General features: G+C 72.1%; 28 protein-coding genes. 15 read left to right on the forward strand and 13 right to left on the reverse strand.

Going from position 1 to position 26,999, the window contains the following annotated elements; translation table 11 throughout:
• Positions 1-167: 167 nt before the first annotated feature.
• Positions 168-824 carry a response regulator gene (locus OWR29_RS42220; RefSeq protein ID WP_267569236.1) on the forward strand — a complete coding sequence of 219 codons (657 nt, stop codon included), beginning with the start codon at positions 168-170 and terminating at the stop codon, positions 822-824.
• A 333-nt stretch (positions 825-1,157) separates the two neighbouring features.
• Here the strand turns inward: OWR29_RS42220 and OWR29_RS42225 are convergent, their stop codons facing one another.
• Complete coding sequence (locus OWR29_RS42225; RefSeq protein ID WP_267569237.1) at positions 1,158-1,301, reverse strand: hypothetical protein; 144 nt, start codon at positions 1,299-1,301, stop codon at positions 1,158-1,160.
• Positions 1,302-1,329: 28 nt separating this feature from the next.
• Between OWR29_RS42225 and OWR29_RS42230 the strand changes: the two genes are divergently transcribed.
• Positions 1,330-2,751, forward strand: a complete 1,422-nt coding sequence (locus tag OWR29_RS42230) for a hypothetical protein (RefSeq protein ID WP_267569238.1) — start codon at positions 1,330-1,332, stop codon at positions 2,749-2,751.
• Positions 2,752-2,812: 61 nt separating this feature from the next.
• Here the strand turns inward: OWR29_RS42230 and serA are convergent, their stop codons facing one another.
• Positions 2,813-4,030: a phosphoglycerate dehydrogenase gene (gene serA, locus OWR29_RS42235; RefSeq protein ID WP_267569239.1), complete on the reverse strand. Its 1,218-nt coding sequence runs from the start codon at positions 4,028-4,030 to the stop codon at positions 2,813-2,815.
• A gap of 156 nt (positions 4,031-4,186) precedes the next feature.
• A complete protein-coding gene (locus OWR29_RS42240) occupies positions 4,187-5,104 on the reverse strand; it encodes a phosphotransferase family protein (RefSeq protein ID WP_267569240.1) in 918 nt (305 codons plus the stop codon).
• 74 nt (positions 5,105-5,178) lie between these two features.
• Between OWR29_RS42240 and OWR29_RS42245 the strand changes: the two genes are divergently transcribed.
• Positions 5,179-5,403, forward strand: a complete 225-nt coding sequence (locus OWR29_RS42245) for a hypothetical protein (protein WP_267569241.1) — start codon at positions 5,179-5,181, stop codon at positions 5,401-5,403.
• Between the two features lie 42 nt (positions 5,404-5,445).
• Complete coding sequence (locus OWR29_RS42250; RefSeq protein WP_267569242.1) at positions 5,446-6,309, forward strand: DMT family transporter; 864 nt, start codon at positions 5,446-5,448, stop codon at positions 6,307-6,309.
• A gap of 93 nt (positions 6,310-6,402) precedes the next feature.
• On the opposite strand, the gene OWR29_RS42255 is transcribed toward OWR29_RS42250, so the two are convergent.
• The gene (locus OWR29_RS42255) at positions 6,403-8,247 is read right to left on the reverse strand and encodes a glycoside hydrolase family 15 protein (RefSeq protein ID WP_267569243.1); all 1,845 of its coding nucleotides are present in this window, start codon (positions 8,245-8,247) and stop codon (positions 6,403-6,405) included.
• 83 nt (positions 8,248-8,330) lie between these two features.
• Here OWR29_RS42255 and OWR29_RS42260 point away from each other — a divergent pair, with 83 nt between their 5' ends.
• The gene (locus OWR29_RS42260) at positions 8,331-9,134 is read left to right on the forward strand and encodes a hypothetical protein (RefSeq protein ID WP_267569244.1); all 804 of its coding nucleotides are present in this window, start codon (positions 8,331-8,333) and stop codon (positions 9,132-9,134) included.
• 1 nt (position 9,135) lies between these two features.
• On the opposite strand, the gene OWR29_RS42265 is transcribed toward OWR29_RS42260, so the two are convergent.
• Both OWR29_RS42265 and OWR29_RS42270 read right to left on the reverse strand, forming a co-directional pair.
• A complete protein-coding gene (locus tag OWR29_RS42265) occupies positions 9,136-10,251 on the reverse strand; it encodes a sensor histidine kinase (protein WP_267569245.1) in 1,116 nt (371 codons plus the stop codon).
• Positions 10,248-10,904 carry a response regulator transcription factor gene (locus OWR29_RS42270; RefSeq protein ID WP_267569246.1) on the reverse strand — a complete coding sequence of 219 codons (657 nt, stop codon included), beginning with the start codon at positions 10,902-10,904 and terminating at the stop codon, positions 10,248-10,250. Before OWR29_RS42270 ends, OWR29_RS42265 begins: the two co-directional genes overlap by 4 nt.
• A gap of 121 nt (positions 10,905-11,025) precedes the next feature.
• Here OWR29_RS42270 and OWR29_RS42275 point away from each other — a divergent pair, with 121 nt between their 5' ends.
• The 5 genes from OWR29_RS42275 to OWR29_RS42295 are packed head-to-tail and all read left to right on the forward strand — an operon-like array spanning position 11,026 to position 15,149.
• Positions 11,026-11,568, forward strand: a complete 543-nt coding sequence (locus tag OWR29_RS42275; protein WP_267569247.1) for a hypothetical protein — start codon at positions 11,026-11,028, stop codon at positions 11,566-11,568.
• On the forward strand, positions 11,565-12,605 hold the full coding sequence (locus OWR29_RS42280; RefSeq protein WP_267569248.1) for an efflux RND transporter periplasmic adaptor subunit: 1,041 nt from the start codon (positions 11,565-11,567) through the stop codon (positions 12,603-12,605). Before OWR29_RS42275 ends, OWR29_RS42280 begins: the two co-directional genes overlap by 4 nt.
• Positions 12,602-13,267: an ABC transporter ATP-binding protein gene (locus tag OWR29_RS42285; protein ID WP_267569249.1), complete on the forward strand. Its 666-nt coding sequence runs from the start codon at positions 12,602-12,604 to the stop codon at positions 13,265-13,267. The genes OWR29_RS42280 and OWR29_RS42285 overlap by 4 nt, the downstream gene beginning before the upstream one ends.
• Positions 13,264-14,424, forward strand: coding sequence for an ABC transporter permease (locus OWR29_RS42290; protein WP_267569250.1), 1,161 nt, complete (start codon positions 13,264-13,266; stop codon positions 14,422-14,424). Before OWR29_RS42285 ends, OWR29_RS42290 begins: the two co-directional genes overlap by 4 nt.
• A 29-nt stretch (positions 14,425-14,453) precedes the next feature.
• On the forward strand, positions 14,454-15,149 hold the full coding sequence (locus OWR29_RS42295) for a DUF998 domain-containing protein (protein ID WP_267569251.1): 696 nt from the start codon (positions 14,454-14,456) through the stop codon (positions 15,147-15,149).
• Here OWR29_RS42295 and OWR29_RS42300 read toward each other — a convergent pair.
• From OWR29_RS42300 to OWR29_RS42330, 7 genes are all read right to left on the reverse strand, one after another.
• Positions 15,073-15,792: a serine hydrolase domain-containing protein gene (locus OWR29_RS42300; RefSeq protein WP_267569252.1), complete on the reverse strand. Its 720-nt coding sequence runs from the start codon at positions 15,790-15,792 to the stop codon at positions 15,073-15,075. The genes OWR29_RS42295 and OWR29_RS42300 overlap by 77 nt on opposite strands.
• Positions 15,750-16,244: a serine hydrolase domain-containing protein gene (locus OWR29_RS42305; RefSeq protein WP_267569253.1), complete on the reverse strand. Its 495-nt coding sequence runs from the start codon at positions 16,242-16,244 to the stop codon at positions 15,750-15,752. The genes OWR29_RS42300 and OWR29_RS42305 overlap by 43 nt, the downstream gene beginning before the upstream one ends.
• 2 nt (positions 16,245-16,246) lie before the next feature.
• A complete protein-coding gene (locus OWR29_RS42310) occupies positions 16,247-17,629 on the reverse strand; it encodes an MFS transporter (RefSeq protein ID WP_267569254.1) in 1,383 nt (460 codons plus the stop codon).
• A gap of 2 nt (positions 17,630-17,631) precedes the next feature.
• Entirely contained in the window at positions 17,632-18,789 is a 1,158-nt protein-coding gene (locus tag OWR29_RS42315) for an extracellular catalytic domain type 1 short-chain-length polyhydroxyalkanoate depolymerase (protein ID WP_267569255.1), read from the reverse strand.
• Between the two features lie 81 nt (positions 18,790-18,870).
• On the reverse strand, positions 18,871-19,737 hold the full coding sequence (locus OWR29_RS42320) for an alpha/beta hydrolase (protein ID WP_267569256.1): 867 nt from the start codon (positions 19,735-19,737) through the stop codon (positions 18,871-18,873).
• A complete protein-coding gene (locus OWR29_RS42325; RefSeq protein WP_267569257.1) occupies positions 19,734-21,629 on the reverse strand; it encodes a helix-turn-helix domain-containing protein in 1,896 nt (631 codons plus the stop codon). The genes OWR29_RS42320 and OWR29_RS42325 overlap by 4 nt, the downstream gene beginning before the upstream one ends.
• 1 nt (position 21,630) lies before the next feature.
• Entirely contained in the window at positions 21,631-22,398 is a 768-nt protein-coding gene (locus OWR29_RS42330; protein ID WP_267569258.1) for a 3-hydroxybutyrate dehydrogenase, read from the reverse strand.
• A gap of 151 nt (positions 22,399-22,549) precedes the next feature.
• Here OWR29_RS42330 and OWR29_RS42335 point away from each other — a divergent pair, with 151 nt between their 5' ends.
• From OWR29_RS42335 to OWR29_RS42355, 5 genes are read left to right on the forward strand one after another with little or no spacing between them, the layout of a single operon-like run.
• Positions 22,550-23,722, forward strand: coding sequence for a substrate-binding domain-containing protein (locus tag OWR29_RS42335; protein ID WP_267569259.1), 1,173 nt, complete (start codon positions 22,550-22,552; stop codon positions 23,720-23,722).
• Entirely contained in the window at positions 23,719-24,462 is a 744-nt protein-coding gene (locus OWR29_RS42340; RefSeq protein WP_267569260.1) for an ABC transporter ATP-binding protein, read from the forward strand. Before OWR29_RS42335 ends, OWR29_RS42340 begins: the two co-directional genes overlap by 4 nt.
• A complete protein-coding gene (locus tag OWR29_RS42345) occupies positions 24,459-25,151 on the forward strand; it encodes an ABC transporter ATP-binding protein (RefSeq protein WP_267569261.1) in 693 nt (230 codons plus the stop codon). Before OWR29_RS42340 ends, OWR29_RS42345 begins: the two co-directional genes overlap by 4 nt.
• Positions 25,151-26,017: a branched-chain amino acid ABC transporter permease gene (locus OWR29_RS42350; protein WP_267569262.1), complete on the forward strand. Its 867-nt coding sequence runs from the start codon at positions 25,151-25,153 to the stop codon at positions 26,015-26,017. Before OWR29_RS42345 ends, OWR29_RS42350 begins: the two co-directional genes overlap by 1 nt.
• A complete protein-coding gene (locus tag OWR29_RS42355; protein WP_267569263.1) occupies positions 26,014-26,997 on the forward strand; it encodes a branched-chain amino acid ABC transporter permease in 984 nt (327 codons plus the stop codon). The genes OWR29_RS42350 and OWR29_RS42355 overlap by 4 nt, the downstream gene beginning before the upstream one ends.
• Positions 26,998-26,999: the final 2 nt, after the last annotated feature.

Consider the following 26,999-nt stretch of genomic DNA (forward strand, 5'->3'; position numbering starts at 1 on the left):
GTGGTCTCACCCGAAAGACTGGTTATCGCGGCCGCTCGGACTCAACCGCTCGTCGGGTGTACCGGCCGGGCCGAGCCGGGGCGGTGCACCACCAGCCTGTTGGTAGGGCAAAGATGAGAGCTGATACTCCTTAGAATTCCACGGTCGGACTCGGTGAAAGGTGGCGCATGACTAACGGCGATGCGATCAGCGTGCTCGTCGTCGACGGCCACCAGACGTTTGCCGAGCTGCTCGGACACGCTCTGGCCGGGCAGCCCGACCTCAAGTACGTGGGCCACGCGCTCACCGGGGCCGAGGCCCTGCGGCTCGCCGCCGAGCTGCGTCCCGACGTGATACTGCTCGACCCGGATTTGTCCGATGCGGACGGAATTGCGATCGCGGAACTGCTGCGCGTACGCCAACCGGACACTCGTGTGGTGATCCTCACTGCCAGCGATGAGTCGGCCCTCGTCGGCCGGGCCACCGCGGCGGGCGCGGCCGGGTTCCTGTCGAAGAACGGCGCTCTCGGCGATGTGCTGAATGCGCTGCGTACGGCTCACGGCGGCGGCATGACGGTGTCGACCGACATCCTGGCCCGGCTGCTGCGCAGCACCAGCCCGGTGGTCGGCCCGCGTGGCGGCGGCCTCACCGCCCGTGAGGACGAGGTGCTGCAGCTCATGGCGGCCGGGCTGGACGCCCGGGCCATCGCCCGGCGGCTCGGCATCAGCCTGCACACCTGCCGCGGCTACGTGAAGGCGGTGCTGGCCAAGCTGGGCGCGCACAGCCAGCTCGAGGCGGTGGCGATCGCCACCCGGCGTGGCCTGGTGCGCCCCAACCGGCAGTAACCCTAAGTAGTTCTGCTCGGTACTCATCCGGGAAGACGCGAAATCCGTACCTGTTTCCGGGATGGCGCGCGACAGGGCGCCGGCAGGGGAAGGGCTTCGCGTGGACCGAACAGCAGCTGACCGAGCAGCGGCTGGTGGGACACCGTCCGATGTGGCGGTGGCCGAGCCGTCGGCACCGGGATCGCCTGGCGGCGGCTCCCGCGACACTGTTTACCGTCGGCCACCGGCTCGTCCGGCGTCCGACCCGCCCATGTGGTTCGGGGAATCCGCCGCGACCACAACCGGTGAGGCCGCGCCCGGCGCGACGACCTCGAGTGAGAAGCCGGCGCCCGACTACGGTCCGGCCACGCCGGCCGGCACCAGCCGCACCTCGTTCGGCTTCACGTCGGGGCCGATTTCGCCGGTACGCCACCCGGCCTCACCCACGTCGCCGGCTGCTCCGTCGGTGGCGCCCGCGTCACCGGCCCCGACCGGCACGACGCCCTCCGACCTTCCGGTACGCCGCGTGACCAAAGCCGGCTCCGTCAGCACCGCTCCAGACAGCGCAGGCTTCGCCGGCGCGAGCTCCAGCGGCGCCGGTTTCGGCGGCGCGAGTTCCAGCAGTGCCGGTTTCGGCGGCGCGGACTCTGGTGACGCCGGTTTCGGCGGCGCGGGTGCCAGCAGCGCGGGTTTCAGCGGTGCGAGTTCCGGCGGCGCGGGCTATGGCACTGCAGGCTCCAGCAACGCGGGCGTTGGCACTGCCCGCTCGAGCGGCGCGGGCTTTGACAGTGCGGGCTCCGGAGGTGTCGGCTTTGGCACTGCAGGCTCGGGCGGCGCGGGCTTTGGCACTGCGGGCTCCAGCGGCGTGGGTTTCGGCAGCGGGGGCTCCAGTGCGGGCTTCGGCACCGCGGGCTCCAGCAGTGCGGGCTTCGGCGGGGCGGGCTTCGGGAACACGGGCGAGCAGCGGCGCTTCGACGCCACGGGTGAGCAGCGGCGATTCGACGGCACGGAGCAGCGGCGTTTCGACGGCACTGGGGAGCAGCGGCGGATCGGGAACACCGGGGAGATGCGTCGCGTCGGTGACACCGGGGAGTTCCGCCGGTTCCTCGACGCCAGCGAGCCGGCGTCCGTTCCCGAGGCGGCCGACCGCCGGCAGGCTGGGCCGCCGTCGCGGGGTGCCGCTATTCCGGAGCCGCCGCGTCAGTCGCGGGCAGTCACCGTCGGCATCGTGCTGATGAGCTTGTTCGTGTTGATCGCGGGGGGCATCGTCGGCGTCGTCTACTTCACCGGCAACGACGACGACCTCGACTCGGTGCTGCAGCTCGGCGCGGGGGAGTCCGGCAAGCGGACGGTGAGCGCCCCGCTCGACAACCGCAGCCGGGCCAGCTTCGAGATGCTGGCCGCCACCAACCGGGTCAACGTCACGATCGGTGAGCTCGGCGACGACTTGTTCCGCATCTCGACCCCCGAGGACGCGGGCTTCCTGCCCAGCCCCGTGCTGCGCAACGACGACCTCAAGCTGCAGGTAACCAAAGACGGCGACGGCACCGGCGGGGTGATCGACGTGGTGCTGGCGGCCAAGGTGCGCTGGGCGGTGCGGCTCTCCGGCTATGCCGAGGAGCAGATGATCGACCTCAGCGGCGGGCAGGTCAGCGGGGTCGAGATGGTCGGCGGGATGCGTTCCGCGCAGCTGACCCTGGCCCGCCCGGACGGCACCGTGCCGATCAAGGTCAACGGCGCGGTCGAGAAGCTGGTCGTGAAGTCGCCGGCCGGCAGCCCGGTGCGGGTCAAGGTGGGCGGCGGCGCCAAGTCCGTGCGGGCCGGCAACCGTACGATCAAGGACGTTCCGCCCGGCTCGACGCTCACGCCGAAGAACTGGGCGGTGCCGAACCGCTACGACGTCGGGGCGGGCGCCCCTATCAGTGCGCTGACTGTGGAAAACGGCTGATCGAGACAACAAAAGGAGCGCCCGGCCGAGCCGGGCGCTCCTTTACTCCGTACGAAATAATTCAGGAAAGCACGCGGAGGCGGACGGTCTGTTCCATCGACCGCAGCCGCTCCAGCACCTCGTCGCTGAAGCCGCCGCTGATGTCCGTGATCAGGTAGCCGTACTCGCCGCGGGTGCTCAGCAGCTGGCCCTCCACATTGACCTTGTGCTCGGCCAGAATGCTGTTGACCTGGGCCAGCACGCCCGGGGTGTTGATGTGCACGTGGCCGATGCGGCTCTGGCCGGCCTGCTCGGGCAGCCCCACGCCGGGCAGGTTGACGCTGAGCGTGGTGTTGCCCTCCTCGACGAACGAGGCCAGCTTGTTGGCCACGAAACCGCCGATGTCGGACTGCGCCTCCTCCGTCGACCCGCCGATGTGCGGGGTGAGGATGACGTTGGGCAGGCCGCGCAGCTCGGAGACGAACTCGTCGCCGCGGCCCTTGGGCTCGGTCGGGAAGACGTCGACCGCGGCGCCGGCCAGATGGCCGCTCTCGAGTGCTTCGCGCAGGGCGACGTGGTCGACCACGATGCCGCGCGACAGGTTGAGGAACAGCGAGCCCTCGCGCATCCGCTTGAACTGCTCGGTGCCGAAGAAGCCGGCGTTGCCGGGGCGGCCGTCGACGTGGATGGTGACGACGTCGCTGGTCTCGAGCAGTTCCTCGATGGTGGCGCAGCGGTGGGCGTTGCTCAGCGCGAGCTTGTCGGCGGTGTCGTAGAAGGACACGTACATGCCGAGGTTTTCCGCCAGAACGGAGAGCTGGGTGCCGATGTTGCCGTAGCCGATGATGCCGAGCCGGCGGCCCCGGATCTCGTGCGCGCCCTCGGCCGACTTGTCCCAGACGCCCTCGTGCATGAGCGCGTTCTTCTCGGTCAGCCGCCGGGTCATCGCGATGATCTCGGCGATGGCCAGCTCGACGACGGAGCGGGTGTTGGAGAACGGCGCGTTGAACACGGCGATGCCGTTGGCCGAGGCTGCGGTCAGGTCGATCTGGTCGGTGCCGATGCAGAAGGCGCCGATCGCGACGAGGCTGTCGGCCGCCTCGAGCACCTTGGCCGTGACCTTGGTCTTCGAGCGGATGCCGAGCAGGTGGACACCGCGGATGCGGGCGATCAGCTCGGACTCGTCGAGGGCGTTGCGGACGGACTCGACCTCGTATCCGGCCGACTCGAGCCGGGACACCGCGTCGGGATGGATGCTCTCCAACAGAAGGACTCGCACCTTGGCCTGGTCGGTCATCATGTTCCGTTCCGTGTGAGATTGGTGGCCTGCCCGGGCCGCCACGCCGAAGCCCGACTACCCAGACTAGTGCCCGGTACGGCCTGCCCCCGGCCGGTGTGCTCGACCTCCCACCTGTTGCGCGGACGGCTTCGAATACGGATCTGACCGTTTCCGGGTTCAGCGGCCCAGTTCACGCCGTAGCCAGGGCAGCAGCTCGTCGGCCTGCCACCGCTGGAAGGCCCGGACGGAGGGCAGCCCCGGGGGCGGCGGGAGGCGCGAGATGTCCCGGAAGAACCCGGCCCACCCGGCGAAGACGTCGGTCACGATCCTCCGGTCGAGGCCCGCGATCACCCGTTCGGGATCGCCGCCGTGCACGGTGATGTTGAGGGCCAGCAGCACCCGGTCGAACCAGATGGGCGCGGTGGCGCCCCACGGCCAGTCGACGATCACGAACCGGCCGTCCGGGCGGACCAGCATGTTGTCGGCCCGGATGTCGCAGTGGGCCAGGGTGTTCCCGCCGCTCGAGGCGGCTAGTCCGCGCTCGGCGGCGGCGATGAGCTCGGGCAGGTGCGCGGCCGCCCACGGGTCGAGGTCGGCCGGCGGGTCGGCGGCCAGCCGTTGCCAGCCGCCGAAGCCCTCGGTGATCACCGCGGTCACGTCGGGCACGGTCAGGGGCGCCGGCGTGAGCGCGTCGGCCAGCTCGGCGAGCGCGGTCACGGCCGCGTCGATCTCGTCCTTCACCCATGGCGTACGAGGGTGGGCGCCCTCGATGTCCTCGAGGACCAGCACGACCCAGTCACCGTCGTCGAGCGAGCCGAGCACCCGCGGCGCCGGGACGTGGCCGGGCAGGGCCGAGGTGATCCGGATCTCTTGGCGGGCCAGTTCGGCCGAGCGCTCGTTGACGGCCGGGGTGACCGCCTTGACGAAGGCCCGGCGGCCGTCGGCGGTGCGCACCCGGTCGGCTGTGCCGGGGGAGAAGCCGCCGGTCTGCGACACGGCCTCGACCACCCGGCCGCCGACGATGCCCTCGACCCGCTCCCGCACGGCGGCGGGCAGATCACCCCAGCCGATCCTGGTTCCCGCTGCCATCACCATGGGGGCATCGTGACAGCCGGGCGCGGCCCGCGCGAAGGGGATTTTCTGTCGTACCCCCGCGGAAGAATGCCGTCATGTCACCGAGAATCAGCTGGAACGAGCCGCCGTCCACCACCGGGTCGCAGTCGTGGGAGGAACGCTTTCGCGCCGCCGTCGAGCAGTCGGTGCGCCGCCGCGAGGCCCGCTCGGCCGAGCGGCAGGAATTCGCCCGCCGCCGTGCCCACGGCCTGATCGACCGGAACGCGGCCCGGCTGGCCGAGGTCCGCCGCCACGCCCGGGCCCGGCGCGACACGGGCTGAGGCGCGCCCCGCCGTCTGGCAGACTCGGACGAGGGGGTGCTCATGGGATCGCTGGGGTGGGCGGTCGCGTTCTCGGTGCTCTCCGCGGCCAGTTACGCGGCCGCGGCGGTCGCTCAGGAACGCCTGGCCGAGCATGGTCAGCGGGGTCTGACCAGGTGGGCCATCGCGTTGCTGCTCACCGGGGGCGGGGTCGTCCTGCACGTCGTCGCGCTCAACTTCGGCACGGTGGCCGTGGTGCAGGCGCTGGGCACGCTGACCCTGCTGTTCGCGCTGCCGATCGCCGCCGTCCGCCTGCACGTGCCGATCAGCCGCGCCGCCTGGGTCGACGCGGTGCTCACGGTGGTCGGCCTGGCCCTGATCCTGTCGCTGTCGGTCGAGTCGTCCGAGCCCCGGCGGCTCGGCGAGCCGGGCGACCGCCACCTCGCGCTGATCACGCTCGTGGCGGTGGCGGTGCTGACCCTCGGCGCGTGGTGGGGCGGTCCGCGGGTGCGCTCGGTGCTGCTGGCGGCCGCGGCCGGCACGGCGTTCGGCATCGCCTCTGTGCTGTCCAAGGCGGTGCTGGCCGCCCTGACCGACGGGGGTGTCCGCACGGTGTCGCCGGTCGGCGCCATCGCGGTGCTGGTCTTCTCGACCGGCGGCTATCTGCTGAGCCAGCTCTCCTACGGGCGGGCCGGCCTGGCGGCGCCGCTGGCCACGGTGAGCGTCACCAACCCGATCGTGGCCGCGATCGCCGGGGTGGTCGTGTTCGGCGAGAGCTTCCGCTTCGGCGTGGTGGGGCAGGTCGTCATCGCCGTCGCCGCGATCCTCATGACCCTGGGCGTCGTCGGGCTGGCCCGGCACGCCGCCACCCACTCTCCGTCGGACGACGCGCCCACGCCGACCGGGCGAGCCGGCATCACGGCTTGAGCCCCGGGACCCGCCGCGCGCCGTCTTGGCGCGGGCGGCTTCCAGAGCAGGTGGCGGGTGCCGTCTCGGCGGCGAGGCGGGCGGGGCGGCGTCTCAGGGGTGGCGGGCGGTGTCGAGGCAGCGGTCGAGGGCGATGGCGGCGTCGATGAGGGCCAGGTGGGTGAAGGCCTGGGGGAAGTTGCCGAGCTGTTCGCCGCTCAGGCCGATCTCCTCGGAGAACAGGCCCAGGTGGTTGGCGTAGGTCAGCATCTTCTCGAAGGTCAGCCGGGCCCGGTCGGCCTCTCCGGCGGCGGCCAGCGCGGTGACGTACGAGAACGTGCAGAGCGAGAAGGTGCCCTCGGCGCCGCGCAGCCCGTCCGGCGAGGCCGCCGGGTCGTAGCGGTAGACCAGGCTGTCGGTGACCAGCTCCGACTCCATGGCCTCGAGAGTGGACAGCCACATCGGGTCGGTCGGGGTGATGAAGCCGACCACCGGCATCCGCAGCAGCGCCGAGTCGAGCACGTCGGTCGCGTAGTGCTGGCGGAACGCGCGGCGCCGCGGGCTCCAGCCCCGGTCCATGATCTCTTCATAGAGGGCGTCGCGCTGCAGGCGCCAGTGGTCGACCGGCGCGGGGCGGCCGTGCGCGGTGGCCAGCCGGACGCCGCGGTCGAGCGCCACCCAGCACATCAACCGGCCGTACGTGAAGTCCTGCCGCCCGCCCCGGGTCTCCCAGATGCCCTCCTCGGGCTGCGACCAGTTCTCGGCCACCCAGTCGAGCAGCTGCCGGATACTGCCCCAGCCCTCGTGCCCGGGCGCCACCCCGTGCCGGTCGGCGACGTACACGCTGTCCAGGGCCTCGCCGTAGATGTCGAGTTGCAGCTGGTCGGCGGCGCCGTTGCCGATCCGCACCGGCGCCGAGCCGCGGTAGCCCGACCAGTGATCGAGGATTTCCTCGCTCAGGTCGGCCGAGCCGTCCACCCGGTACATAATCTTCAGCGGGCCCGAGGGATCCTTCGCGGCCTGCTCGTCGACCCGGTCGCGCAGCCAGCGGCCCAGGGCGGCCGCCTCGTCGGTCAGGCCGATCCCGAGCAGCGAGTACACCGAGAACGAGGCGTCCCGGACCCAGGTGTAGCGGTAGTCCCAGTTGCGTTCGCCGCCGACCTGTTCGGGCAGCGCGGCTGTGGGCGCGGCGACCAGGGCGCCAGTTGGTGCGTACGTCATCAGTTTCAGCGTTATGGCCGAGCGGTGCACCGCCTCGCGCCACCGGCCGGAGTACGTGCCCCGGCCGAGCCAGGTCTTCCAGAAGGCGACGGTCCGGTCGAACAACCGGCGCACCTCGGCCACCGGCACCTCGCGTACGGGCCCGGCGTACCCGGTTCGCAGCACCACGCCCCGCATCTCGCCCGCGGTCAGTCGCAGCCGCGCGTGCACGTCGCCGCCCTCGTCCAGCCAGATCCGGGCGTTGCGCTCGTCGCCCGGCTCGCGGACCAGGTCGGCGGTCATGGCCGTGCGGTCACCCCGGAACACGACGCCGTGACCGTTGAGGTGGGTCTCGAACCGCTCGCGGCCGTAGTCGAAGCGCGGGGCGATCTCGATGTCGAACGTCATCTCGCCGCGGACGCAGCGCACCATGCGAACCAGGTGACGCTCGTCCGGCCCGGCTTCCGGCGGTTCGATCGGCATGAAGTCGACCACCTCGCCCACGCCGGCCTGGGTCAGGAAGCGGGTGATCAGCACGGCCGTGTCCGGCAGGTACAGCTGCCGGGTGGTGACGTCACCCGCGGCCGGGCGCGTCCGGAAGTGGCCGCCCCGCTCGGCATCGAGCAGGGCGCCGAAGATGCTCGGCGAGTCGAAGCGGGGCGCGCAGAACCAGTCGACGGTGCCGTCGGTGGCCACCAGCGCCGCGCTTCGCATGTCCCCGATCAGCCCGTGATCGGCGATGAGTGGATAGTGCGCCATCCCCGCAGCGTGCGGCGGCCGGCGCCGGCGCGCGTCATCACCACCGGATGAATTCGCTTGCCCGAGGTTGCGACCATCGGACGATGCTGGTCGATGTGACGCCGGCGCGACGGGGGATCGGGCGCGGGCTGGTCTGCGGGGCGGTCACGGCGGTGGCCATCGGGCTGGTGTTCGGGCAGCTCGGCGAGTACCAGGTGATGGACTACGCCGATCAGGACACCACGATCGGCCTGGTCGGGGCGCTGCTGGGAGCGCTGGGGGCCGCGCTGGTCATCGCCGTGCTGCCGTTGCGGAAGCGGGGACATGCGGTGGTTCCGCTCGTGCTGGTGCCGGTGGCCGTGGTGCCGTTGGTGGCCGGGCTCGAGCGGAACAACGTGGAGGCGGCGCTGCTCTGGGGTTGCGCCGCGATTGCCGTGCACGTGCTTATCGAGCGGCCGCGGGCGACGAACGCGGTTGTCGTCGTGCTTGTCGTCGCGGCCCTGCTCACGTGGGGGTTGCAGCACCGGTGGCGGGCGCAGAAGTTCGAGGCGGTGGGGTTGCCGCTGTTCGTGCCGCAGGTGCCGGGCTACGAGGTGAACCGCACCTGGGCCGGGCGCTACATCGTGTCGATGACTTTGCGGCCGGACGATCGGAGCAATCATTACCTCGACGCGGTCATCAGGGAGAACGTGCGCTGCCGGCACGACGACACCGACCGGTGGGTGATCGAGCGCGAGACCGGGCCGGATGCGCTGGGCCTGTGCCTGCCCGGCGGCGCCGCGATGACGGTCGGGCCGGGTTATCTGACGCCCGATCTGTCGCCGCTGTTCGACCGGATCACCGTGCGCGAGGTCGACGGTTCGGTGCTGGCCGACCACCGCAACGGCGGCGAGATGGAGCCGGACTGACCTACAGGGCGCGCGGCAAGGTCACCGTCACCACCAGGCCGCCCTCGTCGCGGGCGTCGGCTCGGGCCTCGCCGCCGTGGGCGCGGGCCACCGCCCGGACGATCGAGAGGCCGAGCCCGGCCCCCGGCGAGTGCAGCCGTTCCGTGCCGTAGCGGTGGAAGGGCTCGAACAGTCCCGGCACCTCGTAGCGGGGGATCACCGGGCCGGAGTTGCTGACCTCGAGCACCGCCCAGCCGTCGGGGCGGGAACCCGTACGCACCCGGACCCAGCCGCCGGCGGGCAGGTTGTGCCGGACGCCGTTCTCGACCAGGTTCTGCACCAGGCGCTCGAGCAGCACCGGGTTGCCGGCCACCGTGGCCTCGCCCGGCTCGGTGTCCACCTTGACCGTGTCCGAGACGGCGACGTGCTCGACGATGTCGGCCAGGTCGACATAGGACCGCTCGGCCACCGGGCGTTCCGACTGGGCCAGCAGCAGCAGGCCGTCGATCAGCCGTCCGTGCCGGTCGTTGATCGCCAGCAGCGTGGTGCCCAGCTGGCGTACCTCTTCCGACGCGGCCTCCTGGGTCAGCGCCACCTCGAGCAGCGTGCGGTTCAGGGTCAGCGGGGTGCGCAGCTCGTGCGAGGCGCTCGCGATGAAGCGCCGCTGGCCGTCAAACGAGTGGTCGAGGCGGGCCAGCATGATGTCGAACGTGTCGGCCAGCTCCTTGATCTCGTCGGCCGGGCCGGTCAGGGCTATCCGCTCGTGCAGGCCGCGGTCGGCGTCGGGTGCGTCGGCGATGCGGCGGGCGGTCGCGGTGATCTGCTGCAGCGGTTGCAGCATGCGCCCGGCGACCAGCCAGCCCAGCGCGATCGCCACGGCACTGACCAGGACGAGCGCGATCGCCCCCTGGGTGACCAGCGTGTGCAGCGCGTCGTCGCGGGTGCCCTCGATGAACTGCCGGATCTCGACCGCGCCGCCGGCCGACCCGGGCGGGGGCGCCGTGGTCTCGGCCCGTGCGAGCACATTGGGCAGGCGCTGCGAGACGAGCACGTAGGTCGCGCCCAGCAGCACCAGGCCGGCCACCACGAACAGGCCGCCGTAGACGAGGGTGAGCCGGCCGCGCACGGTCAGTCTCATGGGATCCGATACCCCACTCCCGGTTCGGTCAGCACCACGGGCGGGTCGCCGAGTTTCCGCCGCAACTTGAGGATCGTCATGCGTACGGCGTGGGTGAACGGGTCGGCGTTCTCGTCCCACGCCTTCTCGAGCAGGGCCTCGGCCGAGACCGCCGTGCCGTCGGCGCGCAGCAACTCGGCCAGCACCGCGAACTCTTTGCGTGACAACGGCACGTACCGGCCGTCGCGGTACACCTCGCGCCGGTGCGGATCGAGGCTGATGCCGGCCCGGCGCAGCACCGGCGGCACGGCCGGGCGGGAGCGCCGGCCCAGCGCGATCACCCGGGCGCTCAGCTCGCGCAGCGCGAACGGCTTGGGCAGGTAGTCGTCGGCGCCCAGCGACAGCCCGGTGACCCGGTCGTCGACGCCGGCGGCGGCCGTCAGCATCAGCACCCTCGTGTCGCCGTCGCGTTCGACCAGCGCCCGGCACACGTCGTCGCCGTGCACGGCCGGCAGGTCACGGTCGAGCACGACAACGTCGTAATCGTTGACGCCGACCCGTTCCAGGGCGGCGGCGCCGTCGTAGACCACGTCGACCGCGTGGGCGTCGTGCCGCAGGCCCTGGGCCACCGCGTCGGCCAGCAGCGGCTCGTCCTCGACCACCAGGATCCGCATGAGCCCATCCTGCCGCGCGGGCGCGTCACCTGGGCGTCACGTTTTTCCTTGACGGCCGGGAAACCCGGCGCCCGCTTCACTTCGCCGTAGCAGCGCTCCGCTGCCCGGTGAGGAGGCTTTGATGCGTACGGGAAAGGTTTTGATCGCGGGTTTGATGCTGGTGCTCGCCTCGGCCGGATGTGGCGCCCGAGGCGACGACGGGGACGGCGTGGCCACCGCGCAGAGCGGCGCGGCGACGGCGGAACCGACTCCGTCGCAGACGCTCGACGAGGACGCGCCGCTCAAGTTCGCGCAGTGCATGCGCGAGCAGGGGCTGACGTGGTTCCCCGACCCGGATCCGAACGGGCGCACGATCGTCAAGACGCCCAAGGGCACGGACCCGGAGAAGATGCAGGCCGCGCACGAGGCTTGCCAGAAGTACGCGCCCGACGGCGGTGACCCGGGCGAGGTCGACCCCGAGATGCTCGAGCAGGGCCGGAAGCTGGCCAAGTGCATGCGCGAGAACGGCGTGCCGGACTTCCCGGATCCGCAGCCCGACGGCGGGATCCGGCTCGAGCGCAAGAAGGACGGCAGCGGCGTCGGCCCCGGTGATCCCGCGTTCGACCAGGCCGAGCAGAAGTGCTCGCAGTTCATGCCGGACGGCCGCGAGAAGGCCACGGCATGAGGAAGCGGACGACGGCCGGCGTGGTCGCCGGCGTGCTGACCGTGGGCGCGGTCGCGTTCTTCAACCTGCTGGAGGCCGAGAGCGGCGACCAGCCCGGCGCCACCGGGCCGGCCGAGACCGCCGAGATCACCCGGGAGACGCTGGTCGATCAGGAGTCGCACGACGGCACGCTCGGTCATGGCGACACGGCCACGGTCACAGCTCGTGCCTCGGGAACGGTTACCGCCCTGCCGGTCGGCGGTGCGGTCATCACTCGCGGCAAGCCGCTCTACCGGCTCGACAACAAACCGGTTCCCCTCCTGTACGGGTCACTTCCCGCGTACCGCACCCTGCGCCCCGGCGTCGATGGCGCCGACGTGCTGCAGTTCGAGAAGAACCTGCGGGCGCTCGGCTACACCGGCTTCACGGTCGACGACGAGTACACGTCGGCCACCGCCGCCGCCGTCGAGGACTGGCAGGACGACCTCGGAATGGCGGAGACCGGCCGGATCGGGACCGACCAGATCGCGTACGCCGAAGGTCCGGTTCGCGTCGACTCGCTGACCGTCGAGCGCGGCGCCGTCGTGCAACCGGGCGCCGGCCTGCTCAAGACGACCGGAACGTCGATGGTGGCGACGGTCCCGCTCGACGTCGACGACCAGCGGCTGGCCCGCACGGGGGCGGCCGTCGACGTCGAGATGCCCGACGGCAGCACCACAAAAGGCAAGATCACCGAGGTCGAGACGGTCGTCGAGCCCGGGCAGGGCGACCAGCCGGACACCACCCGGGTCGACGTGACGATCACGTTCGCCCGGACGCCCAAGGACCTCGGTGCGGCCACGGTCAGCGTCGACTTCGTGGCGTCACAACGGCCGGACGTGCTCACCGTGCCGGTGGCGGCGTTGCTCGCCCTGGCCGAAGGCGGCTACGGGTTGCAGATCGTCGAGGCCGGCGGCCCGCGGATCGTCGCGGTGAAGACCGGGCTGTTCGCCGACAGCCGGGTCGAGGTGTCGGGCGGCGGCATCAAGGCGGGCCAGAAGGTGGGGATGCCGTCGTGAGCGCCGTCATTGAACTGGCCGGCGTCACCAAGGCCTACCCGGGCGGGGTCACCGCCGTGCGGTCGGTCGACCTGACCGTCGCGTACGGCGAGCTGGTGGCCATCGTCGGGCCGTCCGGCTCCGGCAAGTCGACGATGCTGCACCTCATCGGCACGCTGGACCAGCCCACCGAGGGCACGGTGCGCATCGACGGGCACGACGTGGCGACGCTGAGCGACCGGCAGCTGTCGGCGTTGCGGGCCGACCGGATCGGTTTCGTGTTCCAGCAGTTCCATCTGGCGCCGGGGCGAAGCGCAATGGCCAATGTGGCCGATGGGCTGCTCTATTCGGGCGTACGCCGAAAGGAGCGCGAGTGGCGCGCCGAGGCCGCACTGGCCCGGGTCGGCCTGGGCGATCGGCTGGGCCACCGGCCGCATCAGCTCTCCGGCGGCGAACGGCAGCGGGTGGCGATCGCCCGCGCCGTCGCCGGTGATCCGGCCGTGCTGCTGGCCGACGAGCCGACCGGCAACCTCGACTCGGTGTCGGGCGCGGGGGTGGTCGAGTTGCTGCGCGAGCTCAACGCGGCCGGCACGACGGTTCTGGTGATCACCCACGACCACGAGATCGCCGGCGGCCTGCCCCGGCAGATCCCGATGCGTGACGGTCGGGTGGTCGGGTCATGAATCGGTTGCGCTTGCCGGATCTGCTTCGCCTGGGTGCGTACGGGTTGAGGTCGCGCCCGCTGCGGGCGGTGCTGTCGGCGCTGGGCATCGCCATCGGCATAGCGGCCATGACGGCGGTGGTCGGCATCTCGGCGTCGAGCCGGGCCGACCTCGACCGTGAGCTGGCCGCGCTGGGCACCAACCTGCTGACAGTGACACCCGGCCAGACCATGTTCGGCGATGAGGCGGTGCTGCCGGACACGGCGGTGGCGATGATCCGCCGGATCGGCCCGGTGCAGTCGGCCACGGCGACCGGGAAGGTGGCGTCGACGGCGGTGTATCGGACCGACCGGATCCCGTCGGGTGAGACGGGCGGGCTGGCCGTGCTGGCCGCACAGCCGGATCTGCTGGCCACCGTCGGCGCCTCGTTCGCCCACGGCAGCTGGGTGAAGCCGACGTACCCGACGGTGGTGCTGGGCGCGACCGCGGCCCGCCGGCTCGGCGACGTGCCGGCGGTGTCCATCGACGGCCGGTGGTGGACGGTGACCGGCGTGCTGAAACCGGTGCCGCTCGCGCCCGAGCTGGACACGGCCGTGCTGGTGGGCTGGGAGGCGGCCGGGTCGTACCTCAGCTTCGACGGCCACCCGACCACCGTCTACACGCGATCGGCGGACGCGCACGTGTCGGCCGTGCGGTCGGTGCTGGCGCCCACGGCCAACCCGTCGAGCCCCGACGAGGTGAAGGTGTCGAAGCCGTCCGACGCCCTGGCCGCCCGCCAAGCCACCGACGAGACGTTCACGGCGCTGCTGCTGGGCCTGGGCGCGGTGGCGCTGCTGGTCGGCGGCATCGGGGTGGCCAACACCATGGTCATCTCGGTGTTGGAACGCCGCTCCGAGATCGGCCTGCGGCGTTCCCTGGGCGCGACGCGAGGCCACATCCGCACCCAGTTCGTCACCGAGTCCCTGTTGCTGTCACTGCTGGGCGGCGCGGCCGGGGTCTTGCTCGGCTATCTGGTCACCGGCCTGTACGCGGTCACCCAGACCTGGCCGACCGTGGTGCCGCTGTGGGCCCTGGCCGGCGGCGTCGGCGCCACCGTCGTCATCGGGGCCATCGCGGGCCTCTACCCGGCGATCCGAGCGGCCCGCCTCGCTCCGACGGAGGCGCTGGTCGTGGCGTGAGACGCCGGAATGATGGCATTCTGGATCGGGTGCTGGAACGATCACGTACGGTCCTGATCCCGGCCGGGCTGGGCATCGCCTGTGTGCTGGTGTCGCTCGGGTTCTATGCGGCGCTGCACTTCGTGTCGCCGTCGGCCGAGCTGGACTGGAGCCGGCGGACCATCAGCCACTACGCGCTGCTCGAGAACGGGTGGTGGTTCGACGCGGCCACTCTGCTGCTGGCCGCGGGGTCGGTCGGTGTGCTGGTGGCGGCGCTGAGGTCCGGCGTGATGCGCGGCGGCGCGGCGGTGGCCTTCGGCTTGTGGGTGGCCGGGCTGGTCGGAGTGGTGTGGTTCGAGAAGCACAACTGGTCGGTCGGCCCGTCGGTGAGCGGGGACGTTCACCGGGTGGCGAGCGTCGTCGCGTTCCTCAGTCTGCCGGTGGCCGCCCTGGGGGCCGCGGCGCGCTCGCTGCGCGACACCGCGGCCCGCTGGGTCGCCCTGGGTGGGCTAGTTTCGCTGCTCTGCTTCACTCCGATCCTGTGGGCGGTGCTGGCCGAGCCGTGGACGGGTGTCCGCTGGTGGCGGGCCATTCCGCTGGGTGGGGTGGAACGCCTGCTGGGGCTGGCCGAGGTGGTGACGGTGGTGCTGATCGCCGCGTGGGCGGTGGTCAGTCGATCGTCGCGAGCGCCCGCGTCAGGGCCGGGTTCGGGGGTGCGGCCGAGCCGCACGCCGCCGTTTGCATGAAGACGTTGAGCGCCTGGTTGATGGCCGGGTTCGGGTTGGGGAAGAGGTTGTCGGCCTCGGTGATCTGGCGGTTGCCGTCGGGGCTGTGGAACGAGCTGGTCGTCTGGCCGACCACCCCGCCGGTGTGGCCCCAGAACCTGCCGCACGGCTGGGCCAGCCAGTAGATGCCCAGGCCGTAGCCGGCGACTTCGGGAGCGTCGGGCACCATCGGGACGGTCGTCTGCATCTGCGCCATCAGGGCCGGGCGCAGCAGCCGGCCCGTGAGCAGCGAGCGGTAGAAGTGGTTGACGTCGGCCGCCGTCGAGACCATCTCGCCCGCGGCGTCGGCCCACGTCGAGCTGTACACCGAAAGGTCGCGGAACCGGCCGTCGCTCCAGATCATGTACGCGTCGAGGTGCGGGCCGCGGATCCGGAGTTCGCGGCCCGGGAAGTACGTGTCCCGCAGACCCAGCGGACGCAGGATCCGGCGGCTGATCTCCTCGGCGTACGGGTGCCCGGTCAGCTTCTTGATCAGCAGGCCGAGGATGACGTAGTTGGTGTTCGAGTAGGACCACCCCGCGCCGGGCGCGTTGGCCGGCGGCAGCCCGAGGCCGATGCCGATCAGCTCGCGCGGCGTGAAGACGTGGAACCGGGTCGCCTCCACCGAGTCGAAGCTGGCCAGGAGCACCTGGGCGTGTCGCCGAGCCCACTCGTGTGGTTGAGCAGCATCCGGACCGTCACCTTCCGGCCCAGCTCGGCCGGAAGAGCATCGGGCAGAAACCGCGCGATCGGCGCGTCCAGGCTGAGCCGGCCCTCACCCACCAGCTGCAACAAGGTTGTCGCCACGAAGGTCTTGGTGAGGCTGCCGATGCGGTGCCGGAACCAGGGCTGAGCGGGCCGCCCGGTTTCCAGGTCGGCCACCCCGGCGGCCAGGCGCAGGGTGGTCCGGCCGTCGCGGACCTGCGCGAACAGGCCCGGCATGCCGGCCGCGTGCACCGCCTCGAGCAGCGGTTGAAGAGTGTCCTGGTCGGGCCGGGCCGCCGCCGCGGGCGCACCGGCGACCGGCACGGTGAGAACCGCGGCGAGGAGCGAGAGAAGAACGTTTCGTCGGAGCACGGTTACCCCCTCTTTCCGTCCTCCCCGGATTTTTCGAGTGTCGCGCCTTGGTCACCAGACGGATCGCGCTCGTGGCTGAGAGAGACAAAGGGGGTGACGCGGTCGTGGTGGAGTGAGGTGCCGGCTGTTTCCCGGGCGGCCAGCACCGCGGCGATGGTGAGGGCCGAGGCGACGGTCATGTAGATGGCGACGGCTGTGGTGTTGGGGGCGTCGGTGTCGCCGAGCAGGCGGAGGGCGATGATCGGAGCCAGCGCGCCCGCGAAGATGGACGCCAGCTGGTAGCCGACCGACGCACCCGTGTAGCGGACCGACGTACCGAAAAGCTCGGAGAAGAAGGCCGCCTGCGGTGCGTACATCAAAGCGTGCAGCACCAGGCCGACGACGACGGCCACGATGATCAGGCCTTCGGAGCGGCTGCCGACCAGGCCGAAGAAGACGAACGACCAGACCGCGACACCCACCGCGCCGGCCAGGTAGAGCGGGCGGCGGCCGACCCGGTCGGACAAAGCGCCCACCAGCGGGATGACGAAGAACTGCACGACCGAGCCGATCAGCAGGGCGCTGAGGATCAGGCTGCGATCGGAAGAGCTTCCCGCGTACGTCGTGAGGTAGGTGATGGAGATGACGGTGAACAGGTAGTAGGCGATGTTCTCGGCCAGCCGCATGCCCATCGCCAGCAGCACTTCGCGCGGGTAGCGGCGCACCACCTCGAGCAGCGGCTGATGCCGGGCGGGCAGGGCCGAGCGCGCGGCCAGGAACAGCGGCGACTCCTCGACCGACAGCCGCACCCACAGCCCGACCAGCACCAGCACCGCGCTCAGCAGGAACGGGATGCGCCAGCCCCACGCGTTGAACGCCTCATCGGACTGCACCGCGGCCAGCACCCACAGCACCCCGGTGGCCAGCAGGTTGCCCAGCGCCACCCCGGCCTGCGGCCACGACGTCCACAGGCCGCGCCGGTTGTTGTCGCCGTGCTCGGCCGCCATCAGCACCGCGCCGCCCCACTCGCCGCCGACCGCGAAGCCCTGGGCCAGCCGGCAGACGAGCAACAGGATCGGGGCGGCCACCCCGATCGAGGCGTACGTGGGCAGCAGGCCGATCGCGATCGTGGCCAGGCCCATCGTCATGAGCGAGACGACGAGCATCTTCTTGCGCCCGACGCGGTCGCCGAAGTGCCCGAAGACGATGCCGCCGAGCGGCCGGGCCACGAACCCCAGCGCGTACGTGCCGAACGCGAGGAGGGTGGCGGTGGCCGGTTCCGAGGTCGGAAAGAACAGCGTCCCGAAGACGAGTGCGGCGGCCGATCCGTACAGGAAGAAGTCGTACCACTCGACGGCCGTGCCGATCAGCGACGCGAAGATGACCTTGATCAGGGGTCGGTTCATCGTCAGCCTCCGCACAGCACGTAGTAGTTGTCGCCGGTGCGGCGCAGGCCGGTCTTGACGAGCACGTTCCACAGGCCCATGGCTTGATTCGAACCATTGGCGTACGTGTATCCGCCCGACTGGTGAGCCCGGCCCGCAGTGGTGTGGGCGTAGTTGCTGGCCGTGACGCACTGAGCAGGCGGCGGCGTCGTCGTCGGCGGTGTGGTCGGCGGCGTGGTCGGCGGGACCGAGCCGCCGGTGAGGCCCCAGAAGCGGGCGATGTAGTAGGACGAGCAGATCGAGGCCAGGAAGTACGCCCCGGTGGTCCCGCACTGGTCCTCGGCGCCGCCCGGGTTCACCGGCGTCCCGTGGCCGAGCCCGGGCACCCGGTTGAGCTGCACGGCCGTCCCGTAGCTTTCCTGCACTGTGCCGCCCGGCAGCGTCGTGCTGGCCGTCGGTGTCTGCGATACGCCGTGCACGTTCGTCCACTGGTCGCGCAGTTCGGTCGCGTTGGCCGGCACGACCGTGCTGTCGGCGGTGCCGTGCCAGATCGCCACCCGCGGCCGCGGCCCGCTGTAGCCCGGGTAGGCGGCCCGTACGAGGTCACCCCACTGCGCCGGTGTCTTGGCGACCGCCTGGTACTGGCAGATAGTCCCGCAGTTGTACGGCAGTCCGGCGATCACCGCCCCGGCCGCGAACACGTCCGGGTAGGCGGCCAGCATCACGGCCGTCATCGCGCCGCCCGCCGACAGCCCGGTCACGTACACGCGGGCCGGGTCGGAACCGTAGGTCGCCACCGCGTACGCCACCATCTGCCGGATCGACAGCGCCTCGCCCTGCCCGCGCCCGATGTCGCCCGCGGTGAACCAGTTGAAGCAGCTGAGCGCGTTGTTGGCCGACGTCTGCTCGGGCACCACGAGCGCGGCCTGATACAGATCCGCGTACTTGCCCCAGCCGGAACCGGCGTAGTAGCCGGCGGCGTTCTGCGTGCAGCCGTGCAACGCCACCACGAGCGGCCGGCCCGCGGGCAGCCCGGCCGGCACGTAGCTGTACATCCGCAGCGCACCCGGATTGCTGCCGAAGCCGGTCACCTGAGTGAGGCCGGCCGCGGCTCGGGCCGGCGCCGCCAGCCCGAGCCCCAGGACCATCGCGACCACTGCCAACCACCATCGGATCCGCATGACCAAACCTCCTCAGCCGGTGACCTGAGGTGAAGATAGGCCGGTTCATAGAATTGTTTCGATGGCGTTAAGCGCCACAGCTCAGCGGCGGGCTGTGTGCCCGGCGGCCATCTCGACGATGCGCCCGGCCACCCGGGCCACCGCGCGGTCGTCGAACAGGATCGAGTAGTGGTTGACGTCGGCTACCTGTTCCGTGGCGATCTCGATTCCGGCCAGCCGGCTCTCGTCGTACAGGCCCTGCTTCTCGTTCATCAGCCCGCGGTCGGCCCACATCAACCGGGCCGGGCAGGCGAGCCGGTTCACCGCGTCCACTGTGTCCTTCTCGATCAGCGTGTCGGTCGCGTCCGCCCGCACCGCTTCCAGCGAGCACGACGACCGATCGCCGGTGAAGTCCCGAATCACGTACGCCTCGACGTCCGCGCTCCAGCCGTCCCGGAGCGCGGGATGGGCGCGGAAGAAGCCGACGTACTCCTCCTGGCCGGCGAAGGTCATGCCGAGCCGCTGCATCGCGGGCCCGATCACCGCCTGCAGCACCGCGTCCACGTCCACATCCGGCGGCACCGGCAACGTCACCCCGCCGTCGATCAGCAGCGCCGCCTCGACCCGCTCGGGATGCAGCGCCGCCGTCGACGCCACCACGAACCCGCCCATCGAGTGCCCGGCCAGCGTCACCCGCTCGGCGCCCAGGTGGTCGGCCACGGCAATCAGGTCGGCCGCGTGCGAAGCCATCCCGTACGGCCCCGGCAGCGCGTTGCTGCGGGCCCGCCCCCGCAGGTCGGGCGCCACCAGCCGCACCCGCCCGCCGAGCTCGCGGGCGAGCCGGGTGAAGGCGAGCGCGTTGGCCGTGATGCCGTGCGCGGCCAGCACGACCGGCCCGTCACCCGGCCACTGGCACACCCGCAGCTGGCCGCCCTCAACCGCGACGTCGAACTCTTCCGGGTCGGTCATTCTGTCTCCTCGCGTAGCCGGTGCAGCCGCAGCGCCAGCCGCAGGTCGAGCGACCGGTCCGGATCGTGCCAGTCCTCGCCGAGCAGCTGGGCCACCCGGTCGAGCCGCTGGCTGACGGTGTTGACGTGGACGTGCAGGCCCTCCGCGGCCCGGGCCGGGCTGCCCCCGGCCGCGAAGTAGGCGTCGAGCGTCTGGATCAGCGCGGTGCCCCGGCGCTGGTCGTAGTCCAGGACCGGGCCCAGGACGTCGTGCAGGAATCCGCCCACGTCGTGGCGCTGAGCCAGCAGCAGCCCGACGTAGCCCAGCTCGCTCGCGCCTGCTCCGGCGCCAGCCCGCCCCAGCGCGACCAGGGCCCGGACGCAGCGATCGGCCTCTTGATGACCGGGCGCGATCTCGGCCGGGCCGGTGGCCGGGCCCGCCGCGCCGGCCGTCACCGGGCGGCCCAGCACCCGTCCGGCCTCTTTGGACACCTGACGGGCGGCGAGTCCGGGGTCGGTACCCGGGACCAGCAGCGTGATCCGCCCGTCGCGGGTCATGGCCAGACCGCCGTGCGCGGCCGCGAACCCGCGGGCCCACGACGTGACCTGCTGCCGCTGCCCGCCCCGGGCGTCGTCGGCGACCACCACCACGTGCGGAGCGTCCAGGTCGACGCCGATGCGCCGGGCCCGCGAGCGCAGGGCGTCGGGGTCGCGGACCGGGCGGCTGATCAGGTCGTCGAGCAGTTCGCCGCGTACCTGGCCCTCGGCCTCGGCCACCGTCTGGCGGAAGAGAAGCAGCAGCGCGGTGATCTGCGCGGCCCGTTCGAGGGTGCGCTGATCGGCCTCGGCCAGCGGCCGCGACGGGTGGAAGACCAGCGCGCCCAGGTTGTCGGCCCCGGCCACCACCGCCGCCACGTACAGGTCGCCGCGCCGCACGCTGCGCCCCTGCCCGCGCGAGGCGGCGATCGCCTCGGCCAGTTCGGCCGGGTCGAGCGAGGGCAGATCGGCGCCCGACTTGGCGGTGGCCAGTTCGCGGCCGCGGGCGTCGAACACCAGGAGCGCGCCGTCGAGCACGTCGACCAGGTCGCGGGCCACGTCGTCGACCCCGCCGCCCCGCAGCACCAGGGCGGTCATCCGGTCGTGGGCGGCGGCGGCTCGCTCGACCGACTCGCTGTGGGCCTGGATGACCTGGTTGGCCGCCGACAGCTCGGCCAGCGCGGTCTGCGTCTCGGTGAGCAGCCGCGCGGCGTCGATCGCCACCGCGGCGTGCGCGGCCAGCGACACCAGCAGAGCCACCTCTTCGCGGGCGAACGGCCGCTCGGTGCGGTTGGCCGCGAACAGCACGCCGATCACGCTGGGCCCCAGCCGCAGCGGCACGCCGAGAATGGCCACCAGCCCCTCGTCGGCCACGCCGCCGTCGATCTCTTCCGTGTGCTCGAACCGCGGGTCGGACGGGTAGTTCGCGGTGGCGTACGGGGTGCCGGTCAACGCGACCAGGCCGCCCAGCCCCGCCCCGGGCGGCAGCCGCAACCGCTGAAAGCTGGCCGCCACCGAGCCGTCGGTGATCCGCATGTACGTGTCCCCGCGCTCCGGATCGTTCAGCGTCAGGTAGGACACGTCGACGTTGAGCAGCGTCCGCGCCCGGTGCACGATCGCCCGCAGCACGGCGTCCAGCCCGCGCAGCCCGGCCAGGTCGCCCGCGGTGTCGTACAGGGCGGACAGCTCTTCCTCGCGGCGCCGCCGGCGTTCCAGCAAGGCCCGCACCTGCAGCGCGCGCACCTTCACCTGTTCCAGTTCGGCCAGGTCGGCGGCCGGGGCGCCGGCGGCCCGGGCGGCCAGCAGCGGCTGCTCGAACTCGACCGGCGCCGCCTCGCGGGCCAGCAGGTCGAGGAACTCCCACGCGGACGAGGGCATGTCAGTGGGCCGTCCAGCCGCCGTCCAGCGGGATGGAGGCGCCGGTGATCAGGTCGGCCGCCGGGGTGCACAGGTACGCCACCAGCTCGGCCACCTCGTCCGGGGCGATCAGGCGTTTGATGGCGGCCCGCTCCAGCATGATCTTCTCGATCACCTCGGACTCGCTGATGCCGTGCACCGCGGCCTGGTCGGCGATCTGCTTGTCGACCAGCGGCGTACGGACGAAAGCGGGGTCGACGCAGTTGGAGGTGACCCCGCGCCCGGCCCCTTCGAGCGCCACCACCTTGGACAACCCCTCCAGGGCGTGCTTGGCGGTCACGTACGCGGCCTTGAACGGCGACGCGATCAGCCCGTGCACCGACGAGATGTTGACGACGCGGCCCCAGCCCTGCTCGTACATGTGCGGCAGCACCCGCCGGACCAGCCGGAACGGCGCCTCCACCATCACCTTCTGCAGGTGGGCGAAGCGCTCCGGCGGGAACTCGGGCAGCGGCGCGACGTGCTGCAGGCCCGCGTTGTTGACCAGGATGTCCACGCGCTCGTCGAGGGCGTCGACCGCGTCCGGCTCGGCCAGGTCGGCCGTGACCGCCCGGCCGCCGATCGCCGCCGCCACCTCTTTGGCCGCCGGCTCGTCGACGTCCACCACCAGCACGTGCGCGCCGCCCGCGGCCAGCCGGGTGGCGCAGGCCCGGCCGATGCCGCTGCCCGCCCCGGTGACCAGCGCGGTGCGACCGTGCAGCTGGAGTGCGACCACCTGTGTCGTCGTCATGCGCTGAACCTAAGGCCGGGACGCCGGGAACGCACATGGATGCGGCCCACACACTCCGGCCTCCTCATGTGGGTTCGAAGCCCATGGATACGTCCCGGGCGCCGTCCTAACGTGAGCCAACGCACACCATCGATGCATTGGAAGGCCTCCCATGAGTGGATCGGCGACATCCCGGCGGGCGTTGCTCGCCGGTGGCCTCCTGACCGCCGTGGCCGTCGTCGCGGCCGGTTGCGGCAGCCCGCAGGACGCGGCGACCGGCGGCGACGCGTCGTCCCCGCTGAACGTCGGGATCGTGTACTCGCAGAGCGGGCCGCTGGCCAGCTACGGCCAGCAGTACGTGGACGGCTTCAAGGCCGGGCTCGCGTACGCCACCGGCGGCACCGGCAAGGTCGGCGGCCGCGAGGTCAACGTGACCTACGCCGACGACGCGGGCGACCCGGTCAAGGCGGTGTCGGCGGCCAAGGACCTGATCGGCAAGGGCTACAAGGTGCTGGCCGGCTCCACCTCGTCCGGCGTCGCGCTGCAGGTGGCGCCGCTCGCCGAGACCAACAAGGTGCTGTTCGTGTCCGGCCCGGCCGCGGCCGACGGCATCACCGGCGTCAACCGCTACACGTTCCGGTCCGGCCGGCAGTCGTTCCAGGACGTGCAGACGGCCAAGGCCTATCTCGGCGACGGCCGCAAGGTGCTGGTCTTCGCGCCTGACTCGGCCTTCGGCAAGTCCAATGTGGCCGCCGTCAAGTCGGTGCTGGGCGGCAACGGCGTGACCGTCAGCGACATCGCGGTGCCCGCCACCGCCACCGACTTCACCCCGTTCGCGGGCCAGGTCAAGGCGGCCAAGCCCGACCTCGTCTTCGTGGCCTGGGCCGGCAGCACGGCCAGCGCGATGTGGCAGGCGCTCGACCAGCAGGGCGTGCTGTCGTCGACCACGGTGGTGACCGGCCTCGACATCCGCGCCTCGTGGCCCGCCTTCGGCGCCGGCGGGGCCAAGCTGCACCTGCTCGCGCACTACTTCGACGGCGCGACCGACAACGCGGCCCAGAAGGCGCTGGCCCAAGCCGTGCCGGGCGGCAAGACCGACCTGTTCCACCCGGACGGCTTCGCGGCGGCGCAGATGATCGTGCACGCGCTGGAGGCCGGTTACGACGCCGACAAGATGGTCACCGCGCTCGAGGGTTACAGCTTCGATTCGGTCAAGGGCCAATTGACCGTACGCGCGGAGGACCACGCCCTGCTGCAGCCGATGTTCCAGGCGAAGCTGAGCGGCGACACGGCGACCCCGACCGCCACGATCAGCGCCACCGACGCGGCGCCCCCGGCGGCATGACCGCACTGCTGGTCGACCGGGTGTCGTGGCGCGTCGGCGCCGTCCCGATCGTCGACGACGTGACGCTGGCCGTCGAGCCGGGCGAGTTCGTGGCCCTCATCGGCCCCAACGGCGCCGGCAAGACGTCGCTGTTCAACCTGGTCAGCGGGCTGCGCCGGCCGAGCGCGGGCCGGGTCGTGCTGGGCGGCGACGACGTCACGAAAGCCAAGCCGCACCAGCGGGCCCGCCGCGGGTTGGGCCGCACGTTCCAGACCTCGGCCGTCTTCGCTTCGCTGACCGTGCTCGAGAACGTCGAGCTGGCCGTGCGAGCCCGCGAGGGCGGGGCGACCCGGCCCTGGCGCAGCCGGTCCGACCGGGCGGTGACCGAGACGGCCGAGCGCATCCTGACCGAGGTCGGCCTGGACGATCGCGCCGCCCGGCCGGCCGGGGAACTGGCCCACGGCGAGAAGCGCAAGCTCGAGATCGCCCTGGTGCTGGCCGGCTCGCCGCGGTTGCTGCTGCTGGACGAGCCGATGGCCGGGGTCAGCGCCGAGGACGTGCCGGCGCTGGTCAAGGTGATCAAGGGGCTGACCGGGGACGGGCGCAGCGTGCTGATGGTCGAACACCACATGGACGTCGTGCTCGAGCTGGCCGACCGAGTGGCCGTGCTGCACCACGGCGCCCTGCTCGCCATCGGCACGCCGGCCGAGGTCATGGCCGACGCCACCGTGCAGGAGGCGTACCTGGGGGAGGAACTGTGATCCTGCGGCTTCGCGATTTGTCGGTACGGCTCGGAGGCTCGCACATCCTGCAGGGCGTCACGTTCGACGTGCCCCCGGCCGGTGTCACCGCCCTGCTGGGCCGCAACGGGGTCGGCAAGACCACGACGCTGCGGGCGATCCTGGGCGAGGTCCCGGCGTCCGGGGCCGTGGAGTTCGGCGGCGAACCCGTGCTGGGCCGCCCCACCCACAAGCTGGTGCGCTCGGGCCTCGGTTACGTGCCGGAGGACCGGTGCGTCTTCGGTGGGCTCACCGTCGCCGAGAACCTGCGCCTGGCCGTCCGCGGGCCCGATCCCGACTACGACACCGTGCACGAACTCTTCCCCGAGCTGCGGGCCCGGGCCGGTCAACGGGCGGGCACCCTTTCGGGCGGTCAGCAGCAGATGGTCGCCATCGCCCGCGTGCTGCTCAACCGCAACCGCCTGCTGCTGGTCGACGAGCCGACCAAGGGCCTGGCCCCTGCCGTGGTCTCGTCGGTGGCTGCCGTGCTGGCCCGGGTGGCCGAGCACGTGCCGATCCTGCTGGTCGAGCAGAACCTGGCCGTGGTCCGCCGGCTCGCCGCCGGGGCCGTCGTGCTGGAAGCCGGGCGGGTCGCCTGGACTGGCACAGCGAGCGACCTGCTGGGCGACGCCGGCCGCACCCGCACCCTGCTCGGCGTCGGGAGGTCCTGATGTCCACCGTCATTCTGCTGACCCTGACCGGTCTGGGGCTGGCCGCGCTGTACTTCCTGATCGCCAGCGGGCTGTCGCTCGTGTTCGGGCTGGCCGGCGTGCTGAACTTCGCCCACGGCCTGTTTCTCTCGATCGGCGCGTACGCCACCTGGTGGGCCGCCCCGCGCTGGGGTCTCGCCGTGGCCGTGCCGCTCGGCATCGCCGCCGGCGCCGCCACCGGAGCTCTGGTCGAAGTCGTGCTGATCCGCCCGCTCTACAAGCGGCCCACCGAGCAGGTGCTGGTCACCGTCGGGCTGTCGCTGGCCGGGGTGGCGCTGCTGCAGTCGGTGTGGGGCGCCGATCCGCGTACGTATCCCCGCCCGGCATGGGCGAGCGAGGTGACCACGATCGGCTCGGCCCAGGTGCCCGACGACCGCTTCCTTCTCATCGGCACCGCCGTGGTGGTGCTGCTGGCGCTGCTGGCGTTCCTGCACAAGACCCGGTACGGCCTGATCATCCGGGCCGGCGTGGAGAACCGGGACATGGTGAGCGCCCTCGGCATCGACGTGCGGCGCGCGTTCACGCTGGTCTTCACCATCGGCGGGGCGCTGGCGGGCACGGCCGGGGTGCTGGGCGGCATGTATTTCGGCTCGGTCTCGCCCGGGCAGGGCGCGTCGCTGCTGATCTTCGCGTTCATCGTGGTGGTCATCGGCGGGCTCGGCTCGGTCACCGGGTCGGCCGTGGCCGCCGTCGTGGTCGGCCTGCTGCAGCAATTCGTCAACTACTACGGGACCGCGGGGGCGGGGGACGTCAGCGTGGTCGTGCTGCTCGCCCTGGTTCTGCTTCTGCGTCCCTCGGGCCTCGCGAGAACGGCGGCGACCGCATGAAACGCTTCGTTCCCCTGCTCGTGCTGGTCGCGCTGCTCGCGTTGCCGTACTCGACGCTGCCGGTGCCGGGCCTCTTCGAGGGGACGCTCAACTCGCCCGGCACGCTGCAGATGCTGGCGATCTGCCTGGTCTTCGGCGGGCTGGCGCTGGGCTACGACCTGCTCTTCGGGCGGGCCGGGCTGCTGTCGTTCGGGCACGCGCTCTACATCGCGGCCGGCGCGTACGGCACCGACATCCTGGTCAGCCATGCGCACTGGCCACTGTGGGCGGCAGTCGCGGCGACGGTGCCGGCCGTGGCCGTGCTCGCGGCGCTGCTGGGTGCGGTTGCCCTGCGTACGACGGGAATCGCCTTCGCCATGGTCACGCTGGCCTTCGCGCAGGTCGGGTGGATCGTCGTCAACCGCGACCCGGGCGGCCTCACCGGCGGCGAGGAGGGACTGCCGCTGGACAGCGCGGGCCTGCCCGCGGCGCTGGTCGGCGTGGCCAACACCGTCAACCTGTACTGGGTGGCGCTGGCCTTCCTGCTGCTCGTGGTGGTCGTAGTGCACGGCATCGACCGGGCGCCGCTGGGCCGGGTGCTCACCGGCCTGCGCGACGACGAGCGCCGGGTGTCAGTGCTGGGCCTGTCCGCGTACCGGCTCAAGCTCGGCACCTTCGTCCTGGCCGGCGCCCTGGCCGCGCTCGGCGGGGCGGTCCACGCGCTGATCGTCGGCGGGGCGTCGCCGCACCTGGCCTCGGCCGACCTGACCCTCTCGCTGATCGTCATGGCCGTGCTCGGCGGAGCGGGCACCCGCTGGGGCGCGGTGGTCGGCGGGGTCGTCTACGCGTACCTCGACCAACGCCTCACCCAGATCGGCGGCGGGCTGCCCGGACCGCTCGGGCAGCCTTTGTTCATCCTGGGCACGCTGTTCGTGCTGGCCGTCTACTTCGCGCCGGGCGGGCTGACCGGCGTACTCAAGCGACGCGGGCGGCTCGCTTGACC

The organism is Paractinoplanes pyxinae (assembly GCF_026626335.1).
Classification (GTDB): Bacteria; Actinomycetota; Actinomycetes; order Mycobacteriales; family Micromonosporaceae; genus Actinoplanes; species Actinoplanes pyxinae.